General features: G+C 74.8%; 21 protein-coding genes. 6 read left to right on the forward strand and 15 right to left on the reverse strand.

From position 1 onward, the window contains the following. Positions 1 to 22 precede the first annotated feature (22 nt). The 14 genes from ACFW1A_RS01615 to ACFW1A_RS01680 form a co-directional block, all read right to left on the reverse strand. Complete coding sequence (locus ACFW1A_RS01615) at positions 23 to 1,822, reverse strand: hypothetical protein (protein WP_380402224.1); 1,800 nt, start codon at positions 1,820 to 1,822, stop codon at positions 23 to 25. Between the two features lie 3 nt (positions 1,823 to 1,825). Continuing rightward, positions 1,826 to 2,671 carry a nucleic acid/nucleotide deaminase domain-containing protein gene (locus tag ACFW1A_RS01620; protein WP_380402227.1) on the reverse strand — a complete coding sequence of 282 codons (846 nt, stop codon included), beginning with the start codon at positions 2,669 to 2,671 and terminating at the stop codon, positions 1,826 to 1,828. A 123-nt stretch (positions 2,672 to 2,794) separates the two neighbouring features. Next, positions 2,795 to 3,370, reverse strand: a complete 576-nt coding sequence (locus tag ACFW1A_RS01625; protein WP_380402231.1) for an SUKH-4 family immunity protein — start codon at positions 3,368 to 3,370, stop codon at positions 2,795 to 2,797. Positions 3,371 to 3,438: 68 nt separating this feature from the next. Then, entirely contained in the window at positions 3,439 to 4,425 is a 987-nt protein-coding gene (locus ACFW1A_RS01630; protein ID WP_380402234.1) for a nucleic acid/nucleotide deaminase domain-containing protein, read from the reverse strand. Next, positions 4,422 to 5,147, reverse strand: coding sequence for a WXG100 family type VII secretion target (locus ACFW1A_RS01635; protein ID WP_380402237.1), 726 nt, complete (start codon positions 5,145 to 5,147; stop codon positions 4,422 to 4,424). The genes ACFW1A_RS01630 and ACFW1A_RS01635 overlap by 4 nt, the downstream gene beginning before the upstream one ends. Before the next feature lie 146 nt (positions 5,148 to 5,293). Next, positions 5,294 to 6,253, reverse strand: coding sequence for an alpha/beta hydrolase (locus tag ACFW1A_RS01640; protein WP_380402240.1), 960 nt, complete (start codon positions 6,251 to 6,253; stop codon positions 5,294 to 5,296). A 43-nt stretch (positions 6,254 to 6,296) separates the two neighbouring features. Beyond that, positions 6,297 to 6,701 carry a hypothetical protein gene (locus ACFW1A_RS01645; RefSeq protein WP_380402243.1) on the reverse strand — a complete coding sequence of 135 codons (405 nt, stop codon included), beginning with the start codon at positions 6,699 to 6,701 and terminating at the stop codon, positions 6,297 to 6,299. A gap of 10 nt (positions 6,702 to 6,711) precedes the next feature. Continuing rightward, positions 6,712 to 8,061, reverse strand: coding sequence for an amidase domain-containing protein (locus tag ACFW1A_RS01650; protein WP_380402246.1), 1,350 nt, complete (start codon positions 8,059 to 8,061; stop codon positions 6,712 to 6,714). A gap of 1 nt (position 8,062) precedes the next feature. Then, on the reverse strand, positions 8,063 to 8,389 hold the full coding sequence (locus tag ACFW1A_RS01655) for a WXG100 family type VII secretion target (RefSeq protein WP_380402249.1): 327 nt from the start codon (positions 8,387 to 8,389) through the stop codon (positions 8,063 to 8,065). Positions 8,390 to 8,558: 169 nt separating this feature from the next. After that, on the reverse strand, positions 8,559 to 10,871 hold the full coding sequence (locus ACFW1A_RS01660; RefSeq protein WP_380402252.1) for an MMPL family transporter: 2,313 nt from the start codon (positions 10,869 to 10,871) through the stop codon (positions 8,559 to 8,561). Positions 10,872 to 10,987: 116 nt separating this feature from the next. After that, the gene (locus tag ACFW1A_RS01665; RefSeq protein WP_380402255.1) at positions 10,988 to 11,746 is read right to left on the reverse strand and encodes a class I SAM-dependent methyltransferase; all 759 of its coding nucleotides are present in this window, start codon (positions 11,744 to 11,746) and stop codon (positions 10,988 to 10,990) included. A 144-nt stretch (positions 11,747 to 11,890) separates the two neighbouring features. Beyond that, positions 11,891 to 12,736, reverse strand: coding sequence for a helix-turn-helix domain-containing protein (locus tag ACFW1A_RS01670; RefSeq protein ID WP_380402258.1), 846 nt, complete (start codon positions 12,734 to 12,736; stop codon positions 11,891 to 11,893). A 56-nt stretch (positions 12,737 to 12,792) separates the two neighbouring features. Then, positions 12,793 to 13,956, reverse strand: a complete 1,164-nt coding sequence (locus tag ACFW1A_RS01675; RefSeq protein WP_380402308.1) for a DUF6745 domain-containing protein — start codon at positions 13,954 to 13,956, stop codon at positions 12,793 to 12,795. Positions 13,957 to 14,072: 116 nt separating this feature from the next. Continuing rightward, entirely contained in the window at positions 14,073 to 14,399 is a 327-nt protein-coding gene (locus ACFW1A_RS01680; RefSeq protein WP_380402261.1) for a hypothetical protein, read from the reverse strand. A 266-nt stretch (positions 14,400 to 14,665) separates the two neighbouring features. On the opposite strand from ACFW1A_RS01680, the gene ACFW1A_RS01685 reads away from it, so the two are divergent. From ACFW1A_RS01685 to ACFW1A_RS01710, 6 genes are all read left to right on the forward strand, one after another. Continuing rightward, a complete protein-coding gene (locus tag ACFW1A_RS01685; RefSeq protein WP_380402264.1) occupies positions 14,666 to 15,625 on the forward strand; it encodes an STM4015 family protein in 960 nt (319 codons plus the stop codon). 150 nt (positions 15,626 to 15,775) lie between these two features. Further along, positions 15,776 to 16,807 carry an STM4015 family protein gene (locus ACFW1A_RS01690; RefSeq protein ID WP_380402267.1) on the forward strand — a complete coding sequence of 344 codons (1,032 nt, stop codon included), beginning with the start codon at positions 15,776 to 15,778 and terminating at the stop codon, positions 16,805 to 16,807. Between the two features lie 8 nt (positions 16,808 to 16,815). Further along, positions 16,816 to 17,946, forward strand: a complete 1,131-nt coding sequence (locus ACFW1A_RS01695) for an STM4014 family protein (RefSeq protein WP_380402269.1) — start codon at positions 16,816 to 16,818, stop codon at positions 17,944 to 17,946. Positions 17,947 to 17,966: 20 nt separating this feature from the next. After that, positions 17,967 to 18,809 (forward strand): STM4013/SEN3800 family hydrolase, encoded by an 843-nt coding sequence (locus ACFW1A_RS01700; protein ID WP_380402311.1) that lies wholly within the window; start codon positions 17,967 to 17,969, stop codon positions 18,807 to 18,809. Then, on the forward strand, positions 18,806 to 20,131 hold the full coding sequence (locus ACFW1A_RS01705; RefSeq protein ID WP_380402272.1) for an STM4012 family radical SAM protein: 1,326 nt from the start codon (positions 18,806 to 18,808) through the stop codon (positions 20,129 to 20,131). Before ACFW1A_RS01700 ends, ACFW1A_RS01705 begins: the two co-directional genes overlap by 4 nt. Before the next feature lie 8 nt (positions 20,132 to 20,139). Next, positions 20,140 to 20,982: an STM4011 family radical SAM protein gene (locus ACFW1A_RS01710; RefSeq protein WP_380402275.1), complete on the forward strand. Its 843-nt coding sequence runs from the start codon at positions 20,140 to 20,142 to the stop codon at positions 20,980 to 20,982. Positions 20,983 to 20,989: 7 nt separating this feature from the next. Here ACFW1A_RS01710 and ACFW1A_RS01715 read toward each other — a convergent pair whose 3' ends face one another. Beyond that, a complete protein-coding gene (locus ACFW1A_RS01715; protein WP_380402314.1) occupies positions 20,990 to 21,862 on the reverse strand; it encodes an ATP-binding cassette domain-containing protein in 873 nt (290 codons plus the stop codon).

Genomic DNA, 21,862 nt, shown 5'->3' on the forward strand with positions numbered 1-21,862 from the left:
CCGGACGCCGACGGACGTGTCTTCAGATGCCGGACGGTTCACCCGTCGGTGCGCTCACCTGTACCGGGAAGAAGTCGGTCGCCACGCACTGGACGCCGCCGGGGCCGGCCATGACCAGCAGGCCCTCCGCGGTGACGGCGAGCGCCTCGACCGGGGACAGGGTGGGCAGTGCTGCCTGCTCCCCGCTCGGCAGCAGGGTGAGGCGGAGTTGGCGGTCGGACCAGGCTGCCGCCAGCAGCAGGCCGGCCGGCGTCGCGGTGAGGGCGAGGGCGGTCGGGACGGCGCGGCGGCGGTGGAGCGGCTCGGGGAGGTCGCCGCCGGTGTCGGAGTCCCAGAGGCGGAGGGTGCCGTCCAGGCCGCCGGTGACCACCAGGGCGGTGCGGCCGTCGGGGGTTTCGAGGCAGGCGAGAGCCGTGACGGCGGAGTGGTGCAGCCGCGCGGTGGTGGGCTCGGCGAGCAGGTCGTCGCGGCGCCAGAGGTGCACCGTCCCGTCCTGGTCGCCGATGGCGAGGTAGCGGCCGGCCGTGGCGAGGGCGGTCGGCCGCTGCGCGTCGGCGAGCAGGGAGGCCGCATTGTGGTGGAGGACAAGCCGGTTGAGCGCGAGCGGGACGGCCGCGTCGGCGGTCGCCGGGACGGGGCGCAGCGCGCCCGAACGGTCCAGCGCCAGCAGGCAGTCCGGGGTGGCCGTCGCGAGCGCGGCCGGCGCCCAGGGCGGTTCGGGGGTGAAGCGGTCCGTCACCCGGCCGTCGGCGAGCGAGAGTTGGGTGAGGCGGCCGAGCGGGTCCGCCACGACCACCGCGGCGACCGGCGAGCCGGCGGCTTGGCCGGTGCCGGTGCCGGTGCCGGTGCCGAGGAGGGCGACGGCGTTCGCGGGCCGGTGCGGCAGCGACCAGCGCGTGGTCCACGGCCCGGGTTGCACGAGGGGCCGCAGGTACTCGGCGAGCCGGTCGTCCCGGCCGACCGCCGCCGTGTGCAGGACGGCCGCGCGGGCCTGGTCCGGGAGGTGCGGGTCGGCGAGGGCGGGGGCGGCGGCGTCCCAGACGGTGCGGAGGCGGCGCGGTACCCGGAGGCCGGTCTCCGCCAGCGCGGCGGTGATCGCGGTGACGGGGCCGTGCACCAGGTAGCCGGGGTCGGCCAGCAGGGCGGGAGCGGTGCCGGCGGCGGTCGCCCGGTCGAGCGCGAGCTCGCGCGTGGACGGGTCCACCAGGCGCCAGTCCTGCCCCGGGGTGTCCGCGCCGGGCGGAGGCGGTGCGTCGGCCGCACCGGGCGGCGGCGGTGCGTCCGCCCCACGCGGGGAGGGAGTTCCGGACAGGTCGAGGACGAGGGCGTCGTCCGCCAGGCCGGGCAGCTCGGCGGTGTCCGACTCGATCGCCATCCGGACCTGCGGGAGGGCGAGCAGCGGGAGGAGCAGGTCGGTGAGCACCGCCGGGACGGTGTTGCGCGGGGAGCGCGTCGGGTAGCGCCCGGCCCGGTGCAGGTCGGCGACGACGAGGCGCACGGGACGCGGGTCGGCGGCGATCCGTCCCGTCAACTGCTCGGGTTCGAGCGGGCCGTAGCCCAGGTCCCGGCCGAGCTGCCAGGCCAGGGTGCGCGCGGTCTGCCCCGCCGCCAGGCCCACGGCGTGCACCGTCGCCGCCGGGGTGTCGGCGCCCTGCGCGACCAGCCAAGCCAGCAGCCGACTCTTGCCGGCGCCGCGCGGGCCGACGACCAGGGCCGCCCGCGGGTGTCCGGAACCGTCGCCGGCCCAGGCCAGCAGGCGCTGGGCGTGGTCGAGCCGGGTATCAGCGGGGGTGGACGGAAGGTCGGGGTGCGGAAGCGTCACGGGTCAGCCGTCGCTGCCGGTCCGCTGGGTGGCCTGCCGGAGCTTCTCGATTGCCGCCGCCCGCTCCGCCGCCGTCTCGCCCGTCGACACGTTGTGGGTCGTAGCCGCGTCGGGGAACATCATCGCCAGCCACATGGAGCAGTAGTGGCCGGGCAGGAAGCAGGCTTCGAGCTCGGTGTGGATGCGGGTCACCTGCGCGGGCTGGATGCCGGCCGCGTGCAGGTCCGACCAGACCTGCTGCTCGGGGTGCACGCCGATCCCGCCGGACCGGGTGACCAGGTGCCGCTCGCCGTCCGGAGCGGCGAACTCGAAGGTGGCGTAGCACTCGACGCTCGCCGTGGTGCGGATGTCCTCCAGGACCAGCGGCCACCAGTGCTCGGTGTCGGCGAAGGCTCGCGGATCGGCGTCCCGCAGCGCCTGCTCGGTGGCCCGGAACGCGGCAGCGGCCTCGCCGGGCGTCTGCGCGGCGGCCACGGACTCCAGCAGCACGTCGAGCAGCAGCAGACCGTCGGCGAAGGCCTCGGCGGTGGAGCTGACGAAGCGTTCGGGCTCGTCGTAGCCGAGGAGCACCGCCCGGACCTCGCCCGCAGCCGTGACGCAGAGGTCGAAGGCCCGGTCCGAGCCGAGCCGCGCCCAGGACACCTGGGCCTCGTCGAGCCGCTGCCCCTCCTCCTCCGCGTAGGCGCGCAGCGAGGCCGACTCCTCCGGCAGCACGTGGAAGTACGGGAGCACCCGCAACGGCACGACCAGATCCGCGAGGTCCGCACCCGCTTCGGGACCGAGCCGCCGAAGACCCGATTCGCCGAACCGGGTGGCGAGACGGGTGAAGCGCTCGGCGGAAGATGTCACGTCCTGCTCCTCTGACTACTGCACTGAACACCGGGGTGTCTTTGCCGGACTTCGCAGCGTAGACCCTGCCGGGCGGGCCCTGGTCGCCCGTCAACCGCCCATGAGGCGCCCCTCAGCCGTCCGTCAGTCCTCCATCAGGTTCCGGACGTACCGCAGGACCGTGTACCAGGTCGACGCGGGGTTCTCCATCGCGACCGGGTCGGCCGCGCGCATCAGGTCGAGCAGGCGCTGCTCCGCGCCCTCCGGGTCGACCACGTCGAAATCGGCCTGCTCCTCCAGGTCGTACGCCTCGCGCTCCACCTCCAGGGCGTGCAGGAAGTAGGCCAGGGCGTCGACGCTGCTGTTCAGCAGGTGCGGACGGCCCCCTTCGGGGATGCAGTACACGGCGCCGGTCACGGTGTCCACCATGACGCTGTCCATCGCGATGCCGCCGAGGGTCAGCCACACCGACATGTCGAACGGGCAGTCGGGGTACTGCTCCGCGACCTGCTGCCAGGCCTCGCCGCCGATCTGCACCTCGCCCTCCGCGAGGTTCGGCTCGGACTCGAACCACCCGCCGCGGTCCGGGAGCCCGACGTCGCGCAGGAACGCCCGGGTCGGCTCATGAGCGATGCCGGTGAGCAGCTCGTCCGCTGAGGTGAGGAGCTCGTCGGCGGGGAAGACCTCCTCCATTCCGGCACGATCGATCAGCGGGCTCATGAATTCCATGCTTTCCGTCGAGGTGAACGAGAATCAGATCAGTGACCCGGTCACCCTAGCATTCGGGCTCAGTGGCTCGGGTGCAGGCCCTTGAAGTTCGTCCAGGGGCTCCGGCTCGGGTGCCGCAGTCCGGGGAACATCCGATTGAGGCGGTCCTCCATCTCGCGGTTCCCGCGGGCCACGGAATCATCCCCGGGCCCGTATTCGAGACTGTGCGTGACATTGACGTGCGGCATGAACTTCTGTACCCACGCCGAACAGTCGCTGCTCTCGCTGCACGGCGCGCGTTCGGTGTAGAGGTCCTTGATGTGGTGGGCCGTGCCGTTCTCCAGGAACGGTATGCCGAGCACTTTCTCCGAGTGCACCGGATTGCTGCTGCGACCGACGAGGATGAATTCTCTTTCCTTCTCGCCGTCGTGATAGGCGACCCGGACGGCGGCGTAGTTGTTGCTCCGGAATACTTGCTCCCCGCCCTTCACGTTCTTGCTGCGCGGCCCGTAGTTGCCGTAGCTCCCGGCCTCCCGCTTGGACACCGCCTCGTGCCGCGCCAGGCTGGTGGCGCGGGACAGTTCGTCCCCGTTGACCGGAACCTCGGTGGATTTCTTGCGCGGCCGGGCCGCCTTCTCCTCGGGAGTGCTCTCCGGCCAGGCGTAGGGGTTGTGGGGGTTCTTCGGCCGCTGCGGGAGGGTGTCCTTGTTGGCGCCGGCCAGCTTCAGCGGGACGCCCAGCAGCTTCCGGTCCTCGTCGGTGAGGTCGACGGGGCCCTTGGAGGTCAGCTTCTGGACCTTGCCCCGGTCGCCCAACAGGTAGACGGGCTTCGCGCCGTCCTCGTCCAGCGCCTTGCGCAGGTCGTCGCGGCTCGGCTCCCGGGGGTGGATCTTCAGCAGTTCCTCGGAGTGCTTCGCGTCGGTCTCGGCGGTCTTGGTGGCGACCGTCTTCAGGTTGTTGGCCGTGGAGTGGTAGAAGTCCTTGACCGCCTTCGCGCCGTCGTCGGCGACCGCCTTGACGACCTTCTTGGCGCCGTCCTTCAGGGCCTTGTTGACCTGGTTGCTCATGAGAAGTCCACCTGGGCGAGCTTGCCGCGGAGGTCCTCGGCGTGGGCGGCGACCGTCTCGGCGTGGCCGTGCATGGTGTCCGCGTGCACCAGCATGGCCTGCGGGTGGATGCTGAAGTGCGTCGGGGTGCCGCCGTCGTCGGGGAGGCCCATCGCCGCCTCCGCGCCCTTGTACACGAGGCCGCTCACCGCGTTGCCGACGACCTCCGCCAGCGGCGTGATCGCGGCCTCGATCACCTGGCCGATGATGTACTGCTCGAGCTGCTGCTCCAGGTAGTTGACCACGCCCGTGGCCGCCTCCTCCAGCAGCAGCAGTCCGGCTTCGGCCAGGCCGAACGTCGCCACGGCGGCCGCCTGGTCGGCGACGAAGGTGATCGCCATGAGGGTGAGCTCCTCGATCGCCTGGAGCTTCATCCCGACGATGACGCCCGCGGCCACGTCGAGTGCGTCCGCCACCGCGTGGCAGGCCGTCACCAAGTCGTTCATGTGACTGTTCGACAGCTCGGACCACCGCCGGATCAGCGCGTCGTACGACGCGCCCTGGTACACCTCGCTCAGCTGCTTGACCGTGGCGGTCGAGTCCTGGTGCGTCTCGTGCACGTTGGTCGCGAACGTCCGCACGTGCGTGGCGAACTCGCGGACCTTGTCCTCGTTCACCTGGGGCCAGTTCACCCCGATGAACTGCAGCATGGACACAACCTCGTCCGGCAGCTCGATCGCCATGGTTCGGCCCCCTCCCCCGCCTGCCTGGAAACTGACGATAACGCGACGGTATGACGGTAGGGAAGTTGGTTCGTAAGCCCGCTACTCCCGCTCAGCCCGCCCAACCCCGCTCAGCCCACCCGGCCCACCCGGCCCGCCCAACCCGCTCAGCCCGCTCCCGCCAGCGCGTGCCCCACCAGCGTCATCGCCTCCGGCATGACGCGCCGCCAGAAGCCGTCCGTGTGCTCGCCGTCGGGGAACCGGGCCGTGGCGGCTCGCGCCTGCTCGGCGGTCCACCGGGCGGCCGGGCAGAACGGGTCCTCCTGGCCGCACCAGACGCCCAGCGAGCCGAGGCGCAGCTGGTCGAGGTGGAGCGTGGGCTCGTGGGCCTGCCAGTCCGCCTGGTCGGCGTAGCCACCGGTGGTGCGGGCGTCGGGCCAGCTGCGGAAGAGGGCGGGGCTGAGCAGGGCGGCCGCGGCCAGCGGGTGGCCGGCCCGGGTACGGGCGACGGCGTACTGGAGGGCACCGGAGCCGCCCATGGAGATGCCCATGGCGGCGCGCGGGGCGGACAGGCCGCGGGCCTGCAGCCAGCCGGGGAGTTCGTCGGCGAGCATGGCCTGCGGGTCGTCGCCGTCGCCCGCGGCGCGCTGGTGCCAGTAGGTGGCGTCGCCGCCGTCGAGGGCGACGACGGCGAACGGCGGCAGGCCGGACCCGACCGCGGCGGCCAGGAACTGCGGCGTACCGATCGTGATCATGCCGCGCGCGTCGCTCCCGCGGCCGTGCAGCAGCACGCAGACCGGCAGCGCGCTGCTCGCCGTCGTCCCCGGGGGCAGCATGGTCACCATCGTGACCTCGCGGCTGCGGGCCGCCGAGCGGACCTGGTCGACCCGGACCGGGCCCGGTGCCGCGTCGGGGACCGTGCCGTCGGTGCCGGTGAGCCCCAGCGCCCGCTTCAACGGCACCCCGCCGGGCAGCCAACCGGCCAGCATGCCGCCCCCGGCGGCGGCCCCGAGCACCGCGCCGCCGCCCACCACGCCCGCGCCGATCCGCAGCAGGCGCCGACGGGAGACGCGCCCCTGCGGCCCCTCACTCGCCTCGCGCCCCTCGCGCCCTCCGGCGATGTCCACCTGAGTCACCTCTGTCTCCGTCACGTCGTCCGGCCCCTCCCGGTCACCCACCGCACAGGTCCGAGCCCGGGAACATCCCCGCGTTCATCCGGTGCATGTAGCTCACGTCCGCCACACCGGGCGCCACCCCGCCGACCGCCGCGACGACCAGCAGCAGCACGGCCACCGGCACGGCGCCGCGGTGCGGGCGCGCGGTGCGCCGTGCGCGGCGGGTGGCGAGCCAGGCCAGCGGGGCCACGGCCGCCACCGCGAGGCCGACCGCGAGCCAGGTGTACGTCACCAGGCCGTCCGGGAGCGGGATCGGGGCGCAGTGGATGTCCCGCTCGTAGTCCGGCCGGTGCGCCTGGTAGGTGAGGTGCGCGAGCACGCCGGCGCCCAGCGCGGCCAGGCTGAGCACCACCGAGCAGAGGACGGCCCGCGCGGAGCGGCGGGTGGGGGGAACGGTCACGGCGCCTGCCTCACCAGTTGGGTTGGACGCGGACGACGACGACGTTCTGCTGGCCCTCTTCCTGCAGCTCCGACGGCAGCCGGGTGTTGAGGCTGGCGTTGAGGTAGCTGTTGGTGTGCTGGGTGTAGTGCACGTCGCCGTCGGGGGTGATCGAGGTGATGATGCAGGCGTGGTGGATGTCCCCGACCGCGGCGTTGGGGCCGGGACCGGCCTGCTGCAGGAAGATGATGTCGCCGGGGCGGGCCTGGGAGAGCGGGACCGTGGTGCTGCCGTTGTTGAGCAGGAAGTCGTGCAGGCCGCCGGCCAGCGCCCAGCTCCTGGTGTGGCTGTGGTCGTGCGCGTCGATCCAGTTGGTCACCGGGCCGCCCCAACTGCCGACCTGGGCGCCCTTGAACCAGTTGTTGTCGCCGAAGGTGCCGTCGCCGTCGTTCTTGTAGGCGAGTCCGGCCGCGTGCAGCGCGTCGGAGGTGAAGTTGGTGCAGTTGTTGTCGAAGGTGTCGAGGTCGGTGTTGTCCCAGTTGTCCATCGCCCACTGGATGAACTTCGACCGGTCGAACTTTCCGTCGGTGCCGATGAGTTGCTGCTGGACGGCGGTGGGGATGCCGTCCAGGTGGGCGAGCGAGGCCGGGACGGCGAGCTGGAGTTGCTGCTGCTGCTCGGGGGTGAGGCCGTTCCACCAGGCGGCGACCAGCGCGGGGTCGGTGCCGGGCGGCGGGACGGTGCCGGCGATCAGGGTCACTTCGAGCGGCGCCGCGTCCTTCTGCACGTTGTCGAGGGCGGTGCTCGGGTTCGTCACGTTCACCTGGCCGGCCAGCCGGTTCAGCGCCGCGGCGGCTGCGGCGTCGGCCTTGTTCGCGTCGGCGAGGGCCTGCCGGACCAGCCAGGAGGTCTGGCTCACCTGCTGGTTGATCTGCTGGATGTCGCCCGGGTCCAGCAGGTTGTGGGCGTGCGGCATCCGCAGCGTCTGGCTGGTGACGGTGCCGTCGGCCGCGACGGTCATGTTGTTCTGGTCGGCGAAGGAGAGCGCCGTGGTGAGCGAGCGCTGGGCGACCTCGAAGGCCTCCGCGGCGCCGTCCAGGACCGCGACCACGCCGCGCATCTCGTCGTAGGCGGCCTCCAGCGCGTCCGCCTGGGCCGTCATCTTCGCCTGGGCGAGGGTGTCGACACTGCTGCTCCAGACGGGCGCGATCTTCTGGGTCGCCTGGTGGCGCACCTCCGTGGAGGCCTCCCAGCAGTGCTTGGCCATCGCGGCCCAGTCGCCGGCGGCGGTGGTCCAGAGGGCGGGCTTGGCGTTCTTGAGCTCGTCGAGCGTGATCCCCGTGCTCGGGGAGCCGCCGCCGGCCGCGGCTGCGTCGGCCACGTCAGTTCGCCCCCTGGCCCTGCAGCAGGCCGTTGGCGGCGTGGTGGAAGTTGCCGGCCAGCGCGGTCTCGGTCTGGACGTAGTTGTCCGCGGTCTGTCCGAGCGCGTCGGCGGTGGCGTTCAGGCCGGCCGCGAGCTGCTGCAGGTGGGTCTGCCAGGCGGCTGCGCAGCCGGTGAGCGCGGTGGCGGTCGCGAAACCGGGGTTGCCGGCGGCGGCGGTGGCGCTGGACTGCATGCCGGTCTGCGCCTTCTGGTCGACGCCGGCCGCGGTCGTGCCGACCTGCGTGGCGGCCTGACTGAGCGTCGGCGGATGGACAGATATCGACATGTTTCCCCCTGAAGCGGTCGGCCGGTTCAAGCAACCGATCATGCTAGTGGACGAGGGATCGACCCAACCGGTTCCGCCGGGCGGCTCCGCCGACGAACGCGCGGCGCGGGACGGTGACCGGGCGGTGCGGGACGGCGCCGCGAGACGCGCGTACCCGCACCGCCCGGCCCTAGACGAGCGCGGGACCCGGCACCCGGTCGGGTTGCTCCGCCGCCGGCGGCTCGACCGTCAGGTGCGGCAGGCGGCGGTCCAGCCAGGGCGGCAGCCACCAGTTGGCGCGGCCGCACAGCTGCATCACGGCCGGGACCAGCACCGTGCGCAGCACGAAGGCGTCCAGCGCCACGGCGGCGGCCAGGCCGACGCCGAACTCGGCGATGCTGCGCTGACCGGTCAGCACGAACGCGGTGAAGACGGCGATCATGATCAGTGCGGCGGCGGTGATCACCCGGGCGGTGTCGGTCACCCCGGCGAGCACCGCCCGGGCGTTGTCGCGGGTGTGGGCCCACTCCTCGGCCATCCGGCTGACCAGGAACACCTGGTAGTCCATCGACAGGCCGAACAGCACCGCCAGCACCAGCTCGGGCAGGTACCCCTCGACCGGGCTGGGCGCACCGAGGCCGAACGCCCGGGTGCCCCAGCCCCACTGGAAGAACGCGGTCAGCACGCCGAACGAGGCGGCGGCCGCCAGCAGGTTGAGCACGGCGGTGACCGCGGGGATCAGCAGGCTGCGGAAGGCGACCATCAGCAGCAGGAAGCCGAACCCCACCACGGTGACGAGCAGCCAGGGCAGCTTGGCGCCGGTCACCGCGGCGAAGTCGTCGAACGTGGCCGTCAGGCCGCCCACGTAGACCCGCAGCGTGGTGCCCTGCGTGTAGGCCGGGACGACGGTGCCGCGCAGCCGGTCGATCAGGGCGGAGGTGGCCGGGTCCTCGGGCGCGGTGGCGGGCAGGACCTCGGTCACCTCGACCGCCGCGCCGGTGGCCGAGGCGTCGGCCGCTGACGTGCCGGCGGTTGGGGTGCCGGCGGATGGGGTGCCGCCCGACGACGTGCCGGCCGACGACGTGCCGGCGGTCGACGGGTCGGCCGATGACGCGTCGGCCGCCCCCTGCCCGGGCGCGGTCTGCACGGCCGCCACCCCCGGCACCGCGGCGAGCGCCCGGTCGAGCCGGTCGAGTGCGGCCCGGTCCGCCGCGGACCGGGTCTGGGCGACCAGCAGCAGCGGGCCGTTGAAGCCCGGCCCGAAGCCGTCGGCGAGCATCTCGTACGCCTGGTGGGTGTGGGTGGACGCGGGGTCGTTGGACGCGTCGGCGAACCCCAGCCGCAGCTGCAGCACGGGGGCGGACACCGCCAGCACCACGGCCAGCCCGAGCGGGGCGAACACGGCGGCGAACCGCGGCACGGCGCGGGTCCAGCGCGCCCACCACCCGGTCCCCCGCTCCGTCCGGTCCGGCTCGCCGGCCTGCACCGCCCGGCGCTGCCGGCGGCTCAGCACCCGCGGGCCGAGCACGCCGAGCAGCGCGGGCAGCAGCGTGACGGCCGCCAGCACGGTGCAGACCACGGTGACCACCGCCGGCACCGCCAGCCCGTCGATGAACCGCAGGCCGACGGTGAGCAGGCCGAGCAGCGCGATGCACACCGTGCCGCCGGCGAACAGGACGGCCCGGCCGGCGGTGTCGAGCGCCCGCACCGCCGCCGCCTCGGGGTCCAGTCCGGCCCGCAGTCCACGGCGGTGCCTGGTCACGATGAACAGCGCGTAGTCCACCCCGACGCCGAGGCCGATCAACGCGCCGAGGATCGGCGCGATCCCGTTCACCGGCATCACCCGGCTGAGCGGGGCCATCAGCAGCAGTCCGCTGCCCACCCCCGCCACCGCGGTCACGATCGGCAGCGCCATCGCGAGCACCGAGCCGAACGCGACCAGCAGGATGACGGCGGCCGCGACGATGCCGACCAGCGAGGCGTTCGAGGCGGGCGTCTCCTCGGCGCCCGCGATCGCCTTGCCGCCCAACTCGACCGCCAGGCCCGGCGCGCGGGCGGCGGTCGCGACCGTGATCACCCGGTCGACGTCGGCGTGGGCCAGGTTGTCCGCCTGGTCGGTGAAGGTCACGGTGGCGTACCCGGTCCGCCCGTCCGCGCTCACCCCGGCCTCGCCGCCCGGCCGGTAGGGGCCGGTCACCGAGGCGACGGCGGGCAGCCGCGCCACCTGCGCGAGCATCGCCGACATCCGCTGCTCGACGGCCGGATCGGTGACCCGGCCCGCGCTCACCCGCCAGACGATCTGGTCGACGTCGCCCGCCCGGTCGGGCGCGGAACTCTGCAGCAGCTGCTGGGCGCTGCCCGAGCCCGTCCCGGGCAGCACCAGCGAGTTGTCGTACGCCGTGGGCGCCGCCCGGGAGAGCAGCGCCAGCGCGACCAGCAGGGCCGCCCAGGCGGCGATCACCACGAAGCGGCGCCGGTAGCACCAGCGCGCGAGGGCGGACATCGTCCGGCGGCCGGCCCGGGTGCCGCCGGTCGGCCCGGCCCCGGGCGCGCGACCGGTACCGGACCTGCGGCGGACGCCGGACGTGCGCACGGCACCCGACGCGGGGTGACGACCGGTCAGCACGGCTGCTCCCCCGCCGGCCCGTGCTCCTTCACGACGTGCAGCAGCGAGACCGCGAACCACGGACCGCCGTACCAGTACCCGGCTCCGAGCGGGCGCAGCGTGCCCTGTCCGAGCTGTGCGGCGTACCTCCTGGCCATCCACCAGAAGTCCGCGACGAGCAGTTGCCCGCCGGGGCGCAGCACCCGCATCGCCTCGGTCACCGCACGGCGGCGGCCCTCGGCCGACGGGATGTTGTGGATGGCCAGCGCGCTGGTCACGACGTCGAAGGAGGCGTCCGCGAACGGCAGCGCGGTCATGTCCGCCGTGTGCACCTCGACCCGGTCGGCGACCCCGGCCGCGGCGGCGTTCGCGAGCGTGGCGCCGCGGTGATTGCCGCTCTGGTCCGTCCCGGACCAGAGGTCCGCACCGTGCGCGCGCCCCGCCGGCAACCGCGTAGCCGCGGCGACCAGCACCGCGCCGCGACCGCAGCCCAGGTCGAGCAGGTGCTCGTCGCCGGTCAGGCCGAGCCGGTCCAGCTCCCGGTCCCAGAGCCGCAGTTTGCCGCGCAGCGTGGTGTGCAGGTAGACGCCGGTGGAGGCGAGCAGGGCCGTTCCCAGCGCCGCCGTACCGGTCCGGCCCGGGCGCCACCGGGCGGCGGCGAGACAGCAGGCGACGCCGGCGGCGCCGGTGACGGCCGGGAAGCCCGGCGCGTCGACCCCGTAGCGGGGCCGGTCGATCAGAACTGACTGGACGTCAGAGAGGTTCGTGGACATGCCTGCAGCGTCACAAGCCGGACCGGCCGCGGTATTGGAGAAATGTTCCGGTCGGCGCGGACACCGGTCGGCGCGGATACCCGTCGGCGCGGACACCGGTCGGCGCGCGGACCTGTCCGGACGCGGACCGGGCCCCTGCCCGGCTCACCGACCGGACCAGGCGATCCGGTCCACGGCCAGCCACGGCGAGCCGGCCACCGTCGCCGGGGTCGTCCCGGCCAGCGCCACCACGTCGCGGTGCAGGTGGGACTGGTCCGCGAAGCCGCTCTCCGCCGCGACCCGGGCGGCGGGCTCCCCCGCGACCAAGCGGTGCACCGCGTGGTCGAAGCGGACCAGGTTCGCGGCGCGCTTGGGCGGCAGGCCGACCTGCGCCTGGAACCGGGACCAGAGGCGCTTGCGGCTCCACCCGACCTCGGCCGCCAGCCCGTCGACCCGCACGGCGCCGCGGCCGACCACGATCCGCTGCCAGGCCCGGGCCACCTCCGGGTCCACGGGTGGGGCGGCGGCGCACCGGTGGGCGAGCAGCGCCTCCACCAGGGCGAAGCGGTGCTCCCAGGAGGGGGCCTCGGCCAGCTGCTCGCAGACCCGCGCCGCCTCCCGGCCCCACAGCTCGTCGAGCGCCACCACGGCGCCGTCCAGCTCGGCCGGGGGGACGCCCAGCACCGCGCGGACCACCACCGGGGAGAGCCGCACCTGCAGGACCGCCAGGTCGGCGCCCCGCACCCGGACCGCGCCCCGGCCGCCGGCGCCGAGCCCGGCGACCACGCTCCCCCGGTGCCGACGCCCGGCGGCGTCGTCCACCACGGGCGCGCCGGCGCCGAACTGCAGCGCCAGCACCACCGTGGGCTGCGGGATCACCCGCAGGTCGATCGGTGCCGCGCCCCGGTCGCGGAACCCGGCCATCCGGACCCCGGCCACCCGGCTCGACCGCTGCGGGCAGGCGACGTCCCACAGCGCCGTCCCGTCCCGTTCCCCCGTGCCGGATCGCATGCCCGCATGCTAGTGCCGCATCAGGGCTCCCGGCAGCGCCGCGGCATGACGTTCCGTCATGTCTCGCGCTGCGGGCGGTACTGCTCCTCCGTCAGGCCGAAGGTCCAGGCCACGCCGGCCCGGGCGGTGCGGGTGGCCGGCGGCACGCGCAGCCAGTAGGTGCGGGAGCTGCCGTCCGGCTCGGGGGTGGAGTTGACCACCTCGACCATCACCACCGGTTCGTCGTCCGGGAGCTGGATCCGCCACAGGACGCCGGTCTCGTCCCGGTGCAGCGGTTCGGCGCCGGAGTCGGCCAGGTAGCGGTCGTAGCCGTAGTGCTCCAGCATGACCCGGCGCAGCTCGGCGTTCTCCTCGTCGCGGATCCGCTCGGGGGTGAGGGTGCCCAGGGTGGCCAGGAAGTCGGCGGGGACCGGCATGCCGCGCCAGGCGTACAGCGCGAAGGCGTCGGGGTAGGCGAGCGCGGGGCCGTCCGCGCGGTCCAGCCGGCCGGCCTCGTCGCGGTGCAGTTCGCCGGGCCGCTCGCAGAGCAGCGCGACCCGCGCGTAGGGCCACCACCAGCCGGCGCTGCGGGCCACGTCGGCGACCGGGGCCAGCGCCTCGTCCAGCTCCCCCGCGGCGTCGAACGCGGCCAGCCACGGGGCGTCCTGCTGGCCGAGCACCGCGTCCAGCAGCGCCAGCCGGACGGCACCGACCGCGCCGGCGGTCCGCTCGCGCAGCTCCTCCGCCCGGTCGTGCTCGCCGACCTCCCGCAGCTCCTCCTCGACCGCGGCCAACTCGCCCGCACCGTGCAGCCGTTCGGCCACCGCGTCGCGGATCCGGCCGGTCAGCGCCTGCCCGGCGGGCCAGAGTTCACCACCCGTCAACGACCAGAGCCCGGCCCAGCCGAGGGCACCGAGGCGCTCGTGGGTGCGCCGGCGGGCCTGCTCCCAGGGTCGGGTCCGCACCGCCTCGCGCACGCTCGGTCCGGCGCTCCCGGCCACCGGCGGTACGGCACCGGCCGCCAACCGCTCCGCGACCCGGGCCAGCAGCGGCTCGGTCTGCGCCCAGGCCGGGCAGCCGGCCAACGCCTCGGCGCCGCCGGTGAGCAGCAGCGCGGCGAGTGCGGCCTGCAGCGGCGAGTCGAACCAGACCAGGGCGGTGGGTTCGGCCAGCCCGGCCGCGCGGTAGGCGGCCCGGACGGCGCGCTCAGCCGTCGCGCGGTCGGCGGGGTCGGTGTCCACCGAGGCCCGGCGCCAGTACTGGGCCGCCTCGGCGGGGGTGCGGGGGCCGGTCTGCCGGTGCGTCGTCACTTCGGTCTCCTGGTTCTCGGACGGACTGCTGCGCTGCCGGCGGACCGTCAGTCCGCCACCACCCGGACGGCGCCGGGCAGGTACTCGCGCTGGCGCACCACCCGGTACCAGCCCTTCGGCAGGGCGATCGCGGCGTGCTCCTCGTGCACCACCCGCCCGCCCTCCGGCAGGTGCAGCCAGGCGGTGGCGAACGGACCGGGCTCGCGCAGCAGGTCGCCGGGGCCGAGCACCGCGTGGGCGTGGCCGGTCACCTCGCCGAGGGCGAGCACCAGCCGGCCCCGGACGTCGCGCGGCTGCTTGGTCAGCCCGCGGTCCGCCCCGGGGGCGGTCTCCTCGGGGACCGGGACGATCAGCACATCACCCTGGCGGTACACGGCATCCTCCTCCGCGGCGGGCCGAACGCCCGCGCCGTCGTACCGAACGCTAGGCGCGGGGTCCGACAGCGGGGCGGGGTCCGACAGCGAGCGGGGGTCGACAGCGAGCGGGGGTCGACAGCGCGGGGCCGACAGCGCGCCGGAAGCGGAGTACGGTCCGCCGGGCGGGATCCGGCAGCGGGCCGGCGATCTGCTGCTCACGGCCACCCGATCTGCTGATAGGAATGTCCGACCACAGCAGCCGGACAGCGCGGGAGCGGGCAGGCATGAGCGTCGAAGAGCATCTGCAGGAGTTCCACGGACTGCCGGTGGTCGCCTTCCCCAGCCCGAAGGACCGCCGGCCGCTGCCGGACGCCGCCGGCGCGGCCTGGCGACTGGCGGTGGACGTGGTGTGGGACCACCGCTACAACCGCTCGCTGCTGGAGAGCTTCGAGGAGAAGTGGGAGCGGTTCCTGCAGACCGTCGACGCCCCGCGGGTGCAGGCGCTGGTGATCGGTGCGTGGTCGGAGTACTTCGAGGTCCCCGCCACGCGGATCGCCGAGCTGCTGGTGGACGCGGCGGACCGGCTGCCCGACCTGCGTGCGGTCTTCTTCGGCGACCTGGTCCGCGAGGAGTCCGACCTCGCCTACATCCAGCTCTGCGACCTGACCCGGGTGGCCGAGGCGTACCCGCGCCTCGAAGTCCTCGGTGCCCGCGGCGCGGACCGGTTCGGCCCGGTGCAGCACCGGGCCCTGCACACCCTGCGCTTCGAGTCCGGCGGGCTGCCGCGCGCCGTCCTGGACGGCGTGCTGGGCAGCGAGCTGCCCGAACTGGCCTCCCTGGACCTGTGGCTGGGCGTGGGCGACTACGGCGGCGACATCGCCGCACCGGACCTGGCGCCGCTGCTCTCCGGGCAGCTGTTCCCGAAGCTGCGTCACCTGGGGCTGGAGGACAGCGAGGTGCAGGACGAGATCGCCACCGCGCTGGCCGGCGCACCGGTGGTGGCCCGCTTGGAGAGCCTGAGCCTCGCCTTCGGCACGCTCACCGACGAGGGCGCCGCCGCCCTGCTGGACGGTCAGCCGCTCACCCACCTGCACCGCCTCGACCTGCACCACCACTTCCTGACCGACGCGATGGCGGAGCGGCTGCGCGCGGCCCTGCCCGGGGTCGAGCTCGACCTGGCCGAGCCGCAGGAGGCCGACGAGGACGACGGCGAGATCTGGCGCTACGTCGCGTTCGCCGAGTAGCACCGGGGAGTGCGGGGGCCGCGGAGCGGGCGGGGCCCGCGCGGCCCCGCGGCCGTCGCGGCCGCCGGCGCCGTCGCTGTCGCCGTCGCCGTCGCTGTCCGTCGGCCCTGGTACACCGGTCCCTGTCACACCATCACGAGGAGAAGCGCCGTGGCGATCAGCGAGCACCTGACCCACTTCCACCGGCTCCCGGTCTTCGACCTGTTCCCCGAGGACGAGGACGACGACCTGGACGACGTGGCCGACCTTGACGATCCGGACACCGCGGACGCGGACGGGGACGAGGTCGCGCCCGCCGCCGCGCGCCCCCTCCCCGCCGCCGACGCGGTCGCCTGGCGGGTGGGCCTGCACTACGACGCGGAGCGGGAGTTCCCCGAGGTCTGGGCCGACTTCCTGGCGCGGGTGGACACCGAGCAGGTCCGCGCCGTGGTCATCGGCCCCTGGTTCACCGACGACTACTGCCCCCTCACCGAGGCGCTCGCCGCCGTCACGGCCGCCGCCGACCGGCTGCCCAACCTGCGCGCCCTGTTCCTCGGTGACGTGACCTTCGAGCAGTGCGAGATCTCCTGGCTGCAGCTGACCGACGTCACCCCGGTGCTGGAGGCCTTCCCGCGCCTGGAGGAGCTGGTGGTGCGCGGCGCCTCCGGCGACTACGACGGCAAGGAGGGGCTGGCGCTGCGCCCGGTGCGGCACGAGCAGCTGCGCGCGCTGCGCTTCGAGGCGGGCGGGCTGCCGGCCGAGGTGGTCCGGGCCGTCGGCGCGAGCGACTTCCCGGCGCTGGAGCGACTGGAGCTGTGGCTCGGCGTCTCCGAGTACGGCGGTGACGCGACCGTGGCCGACCTCGCGCCGTTCCTGGACGGCACCCGGCTGCCCGCGCTGCGCCACCTCGGCCTGGAGAACAGCGAGTTGCAGGACGAGATCGCCGCGGCCGTCGCGGGCGCGCCGGTGGTCGCCCGGCTGGAGAGTCTCAGCCTGGCCATGGGCATCCTGACCGACCGGGGCGCCACCGCCCTGCTGGACGGTCAGCCGCTCACCCACCTGCGCCGCCTCGACCTGCACCACCACTTCCTGACCGATCCCGTGGTCGACCGGATCGTCGCGGCGCTGCCCGGGGTCGAGGTCGACCTGTCGGAGCACGAGCGGCCGACCGACGACTGGCGCTACGTCGCCAACTCCGAGTAGGGGAGCTGGTGATCCCCCGTCACCTCACGGTGGTCGGCATCCCGGGGAACCGGCGCCTCACCCTGTTCGCCGCCGCCGCGCGGGCCGCCGGGCTGCCCGAGCCCACCGTGCTGCCCTGGCGGGACCTGCTGCGCGGCGACGTCCGGCCGGCCCCCGGCACCCTGGTGCGGGTCGACTCCCCCGGCGAGGACGAGGAGGTCGACCGGCTGCTGCGCGGCCCGGCGCTCGGCGTCGGCTACGCGCCGACCCGGGTGGAGGGCACCGCGGCCTGGTACCGGGGGGTGACCGGGGCGCTCGACCGGCTCGCGGCGGCCGTCCGCGCGACGCCGGGCGCGGAGCTGCTCGGCGACCCGGCCGAGATCGCCGCCATGTTCGACAAGCGGGCCACCCACCGGATCCTCACCGCCGCCCGGGTCCCGGTCCCCGCCGCGCTGGACCAGTCGGCGGGCCCGCTGCTCGGCTGGGCGGACCTGCGCGAGCGCCTGGCCGCGGCCGGGCTGCGCCGGGTCTTCGTCAAGCCGGCACACGCCTCGTCCGCCAGCGGGGTGCTGGCGCTGGAGTTCGGCCCGCACGGCCGGCTGCAGGCCACCACCTCGGTCGAGCTGACCGCCGGCGTGCTGCACAACTCGCTCCGGGTGCGCCGCTACCGGGACGAGCGGGAGGTCGCCGCGATCGTCGACCGCCTGGCGCCGGACGGCCTGCAGGTCGAGCGCTGGATCCCGAAGGCCGCGCAGCACGGCCGGGCCGCCGACCTCCGGGTGGTGGTGGTCGCGGGCCGGGCCACCCACGCCGTGGTGCGGACCAGCCGCAGCCCGATGACCAACCTGCACCTGGGCGGCGCCCGGGGCGACCTGGGGGCCGCCGTCGCCGCGGCGGGCCCGCGCTGGCCCGAGCTGCTGGCGGTCTGCGAGCGGGCCGCCGCCTGCTTCCCGCACTCCCCGATGGTCGGCGTGGACCTGCTGCCGGCCACCGGTTGGCAGCGCTTCCACGTCGGCGAGGTCAACGCCTTCGGCGACCTGCTGCCCGGGCTGACCGGACTGCCCGGCGGCCCGGCCGAGGGGCTGGACACCCATCAGGCGCAGGTCGCCGCCCTGCTCCGTCGAACGACCACCACTGCTCCCAGGAACGACGCACCGTGACGCACCATCAGATACCCGACATGAACGCCGTCGTCGGCAGCCACCACCTGCTGCTGCTGACCCTGGACACGCTGCGCCACGACGTCGCGCAGGAGCTGGCCGCGGCCGGCCGGATCCCGCACCTGGCCGCGCTGCTGCCCGGCGGGCGCTGGGAACGGCGGCACACGCCCGGCAGCTTCACCTACGCCGCCCACCAGGCGATGCTGGCCGGCTTCCTGCCCACCCCGGCCGAACCGGACGGTCCGCACCCGCGGCTGTTCGCCGCCCGGTTCGCGGGCTCGGAGACCACCGAGCCGCGCACCTGGGTCTTCGACACCCCCGACCTGCCCTCGGCGCTGGCCGCCGTCGGCTACCGCACGGTCTGCATCGGCGGCGTCGGCTTCTTCAACAAGCAGGGCCCGCTCGGTTCGGTGCTCCCCGGACTGTTCCAGGAGAGCTACTGGGAGCCCGAGTTCGGGGTACCCTCGGCGACCTCGTTCGAGGCCCAGGTCGCCTGCGCCGAACGGGTCGCCGCCGAACAGCCCGCGGACCGGCCGCTCTTCCTGCTGCTGAACGTCTCCGCGCTGCACCAGCCCAACTGGTTCCACCTGCCCGGCGCCACCCGCGCCGACGGCGACAGCCGGGCCAGCCACGCGGCGGCGCTGGAGTACGTCGACCGGCACCTCCCCCGCCTGCTGCGCGCGGTGAGCCGGCGGCTGCCGTGCTTCGCGATCGTCTGCTCGGACCACGGGACGGCCTACGGCGAGGACGGGTACACCGGCCACCGGATCGGCCACGAGACCGTCTGGACCGTGCCGTACGCGCACTTCACCGTCCCCGCGACCCAGGACGTCCCCGCGACCGAGGAGGCCGGCACCCGATGACCACCACGACGCCGACGACGCCCTACGAGTCGTACGTCTACGCCTACCCGCACAAGACCGCCTACCGCCCGCTGGACCCGCGCCCGGCGCTGCGCGAGGTCTGGGCCGGCGAGCCGCAGCACGCGCTCTCGCTCTACCTGCACATCCCGTTCTGCGAGGTGCGCTGCGGGTTCTGCAACCTGTTCACCCGGATCGGCAGCCCGGAGGGCCTGACCACGGTCTACCTGGACGCCCTGGAGCGCCAGGCCGCCACCGTGCGCGAGGCGCTGGCCCCCGGGGCCCGGTTCGCGCTGGCGGCCTTCGGCGGCGGCACCCCGACCTACCTGACCGCCGCCGAGCTGGAGCGGCTGTGCGACATCGCCGAGCAGCGGATGGGCGTGGACCTGCGCGCCGTCCCGCTCTCGGTGGAGGCCTCGCCCGACACCGCCACCGCCGACCGGCTGCGGGTGCTGGCCGAGCGCGGCACCACCCGGCTCAGCCTGGGCGTGCAGTCCTTCCTGGACGAGGAGGCGCGCTCCGCGGTCCGGCCGCAGAAGCGCGCCGCGGTGGAGGCCGCGCTCGACCGGATCCGCGCGGCGGGCTTCCCGGTGCTCAACATCGACCTGATCTACGGCATCGACGGGCAGACCGAGCGGAGCTGGCTGCGCTCGCTCGACGCGGCGCTGGCCTGGCGGCCGGAGGAGCTCTACCTCTACCCGCTCTACGTGCGCCCGCTCACCGGCCTGGCCCGGCGGACCGCCGAGGACTCCCCGGCCGGCTGGGACGCCCAGCGGCTGCGCCTGTACCGGGCCGGCCGCGACCACCTGCTGGCGCTGGGCTACCAGCAGGTCTCGATGCGGATGTTCCGCCGGGCGGACGCGCCGCAGGCCGGGAGCGCCGAGTACAGCTGCCAGACCGACGGCATGGTCGGGCTGGGCTGCGGGGCGCGCTCGTACACCTCCGGGCTGCACTACTCGTTCGACTACGCGGTCGGTGCCTCGGACGTGCGCTCCATCATCGACGACTACGTCACCACCACCGACTTCACCCGGGCCCAGTTCGGGCACGAGATGGTCCCGGCGGAAGCGCGCCGCCGGCACCTGGTCCAGTCCCTGCTCCAGGCCGAGGGCCTGGACCTGGCCGACTACCGGCGCCGCTTCGGCACCGAGGCCACCGAGGACTTCGCCGCCGACCTCGCCGCAGCCCCGGTCGCCGGTCGGCTGACGGTCGGCGCCGGGCGGCTGCGGCTCACCCCGGAGGGGCTGGCCCACTCGGACGCGGTCGGTCCGGCCCTGTTCTCCGACGAGGTGCGGGCCCTGATGGCCACGTACCTGGCGCGGTGAGGCCGGCCGTGGACCTGACCCTGCTCTACCGCGGCCCGCTCGCCTCCTGCGACTACGACTGCCCGTACTGCCCGTTCGCCAAGCGGCGCGACAGCGCGGCCCAGCTGCGCGCCGACCGGGCGGCGCTGGCCCGGTTCGAGGCCTGGGTGACGGCGACCGGGGACACCGTCTCGGTGCTCTTCACCCCCTGGGGCGAGGGCCTGGTCCGGTCCTGGTACCGCGACACCATGGTCCGGCTCAGCCGGCTGCCGCAGGTGCGGCGGGTGGCGATCCAGACCAACCTCAGCTGCCGCACCGAGTGGCTGGCCGAGGCCGACCTCGACACCCTCGCCCTGTGGACCACCTACCACCCCGGTCAAGTCGGCCACGAGCGCTTCCTCGCCAAGAGCCGCCGGCTGGCCGAGCTCGGCGTGCGCCACAGCGTGGGCGTGGTCGGACAGCCCGAGCACCTCGCCGCCGCCCGCCGGCTGCGCGCCGACCTGCCGTCCGGGGTCTACCTCTGGGTCAACGCCGCCGAGGGCCGCGACTACACCGACGCCGAGGCGGCCGACTGGGCCGAGCTGGACCCGCTCTTCTCCTACAGCCGCCACCCGCACCCCAGCGCCGGACTGCCCTGCCGCACCGGCAGCTCGGTGCTGTCGGTCGACGGCGACGGCACCGTGCGCCGCTGCCACTTCGTCCGCGAGGTCCTCGGCAACCTCTACGACGACTCGTTCCGCGCCGCACTGGCCCCCCGCCCCTGCCCGCTCACCGCCTGCGACTGCCACATCGGCTACGTGCACCTGGAGACGCTGCCGCTGTACGAGGTGTTCGGGGCGGGGGTGCTGGAGCGGATCCCGCACGGGTGGTGAGCCGGCGTCAGGGGGTCCGCGGGCGGTCCGGCCAGACCTCGACGTGATCGGACGCCAGCACCAGCCGGACCCGGTCGGCCAGGCCCAGCGACTCGGTGAACTCGCGCGGCAGCTGCAGCCGGCCGACCCGGTCCAGCACGGTGTACTCCGCGCCGGGCCCCCGGTCGGCGGCGTCGGCCTCGCTGCGCAGCACCTCGGTGGCGGTGCGGCCGTCGCGGATCCGCACGGTGCGGCGGACCTGCTCGGCGACCAGCGCGTCGTGCGTCACCACCAGCACGGTGGTGCCCAGTTCGCGGTTGGCGGTGCGCAGCGCGCCGAACACCTCGGCCGAGGTGGCGGAGTCCAGTTCGCCGGTGGGCTCGTCGGCCAGCAGCAGTTGCGGCTCGTTGGCCAGCGCCACCGCGATCGCCACCCGCTGCTGCTCGCCGCCGGAGAGCGCCTGCGGGGTGCGGTCGGCGGCCGCGGCGATGCCCATCAGCTCCAGCAGCTCCGCCGCCCGGGCCGCGCGTCGGCGGCGCGGCAGGCGGACGTAGCCCATCGGCAGCTGGACGTTCTCCCGGGCCGTCAGGTACGGCAGCAGGTTGCGCGCGGTCTGCTGCTGGATCACCCCGACGGTCCGCCGGCGGTACTCGGTCCGGGCCCGGCGGCCGAGCCCGCCGAGGTCGGCGCCGGCCACCTCGGCGGTGCCCGCGCTGGGGGTGTCCAGGCCGGCCAGGATGCCGAGCAGGGTGGACTTGCCGGAGCCGGAGGCGCCGACCAGCGCGGTCAACTCGCCCCGCGCCACGGTGAGGTCGAGGCCCTGCAGGGCCTGCACCTCCACCCCGCCGCGGGCCGTGCCGCCGGTGCGGAAGATCCGCACCAGGTTCTCGCAGCGGACCAT

Source organism: Kitasatospora sp. NPDC058965 (assembly GCF_042741245.1).
GTDB lineage: Bacteria > Actinomycetota > Actinomycetes > Streptomycetales > Streptomycetaceae > Kitasatospora.

Coding starts and splice junctions, on each gene's coding strand:
- ACFW1A_RS01625 (WP_380402231.1), bottom strand. CDS start 3,370: ATGAGCCCGCTGATCGATCGTGCCGGAATGGAGGAGGTCTTCCCCGCC.
- ACFW1A_RS01630 (WP_380402234.1), bottom strand. CDS start 4,425: ATGAGCAACCAGGTCAACAAGGCCCTGAAGGACGGCGCCAAGAAGGTC.
- ACFW1A_RS01635 (WP_380402237.1), bottom strand. CDS start 5,147: ATGGCGATCGAGCTGCCGGACGAGGTTGTGTCCATGCTGCAGTTCATC.
- ACFW1A_RS01655 (WP_380402249.1), bottom strand. CDS start 8,389: ATGTCGATATCTGTCCATCCGCCGACGCTCAGTCAGGCCGCCACGCAG.
- ACFW1A_RS01660 (WP_380402252.1), bottom strand. CDS start 10,871: ATGTCCGCCCTCGCGCGCTGGTGCTACCGGCGCCGCTTCGTGGTGATC.
- ACFW1A_RS01665 (WP_380402255.1), bottom strand. CDS start 11,746: ATGTCCACGAACCTCTCTGACGTCCAGTCAGTTCTGATCGACCGGCCC.
- ACFW1A_RS01670 (WP_380402258.1), bottom strand. CDS start 12,736: ATGCGATCCGGCACGGGGGAACGGGACGGGACGGCGCTGTGGGACGTC.
- ACFW1A_RS01685 (WP_380402264.1), top strand. CDS start 14,666: ATGAGCGTCGAAGAGCATCTGCAGGAGTTCCACGGACTGCCGGTGGTC.
- ACFW1A_RS01700 (WP_380402311.1), top strand. CDS start 17,967: ATGAACGCCGTCGTCGGCAGCCACCACCTGCTGCTGCTGACCCTGGAC.
- ACFW1A_RS01705 (WP_380402272.1), top strand. CDS start 18,806: ATGACCACCACGACGCCGACGACGCCCTACGAGTCGTACGTCTACGCC.
- ACFW1A_RS01715 (WP_380402314.1), bottom strand. CDS start 21,862: ATGGTCCGCTGCGAGAACCTGGTGCGGATCTTCCGCACCGGCGGCACG.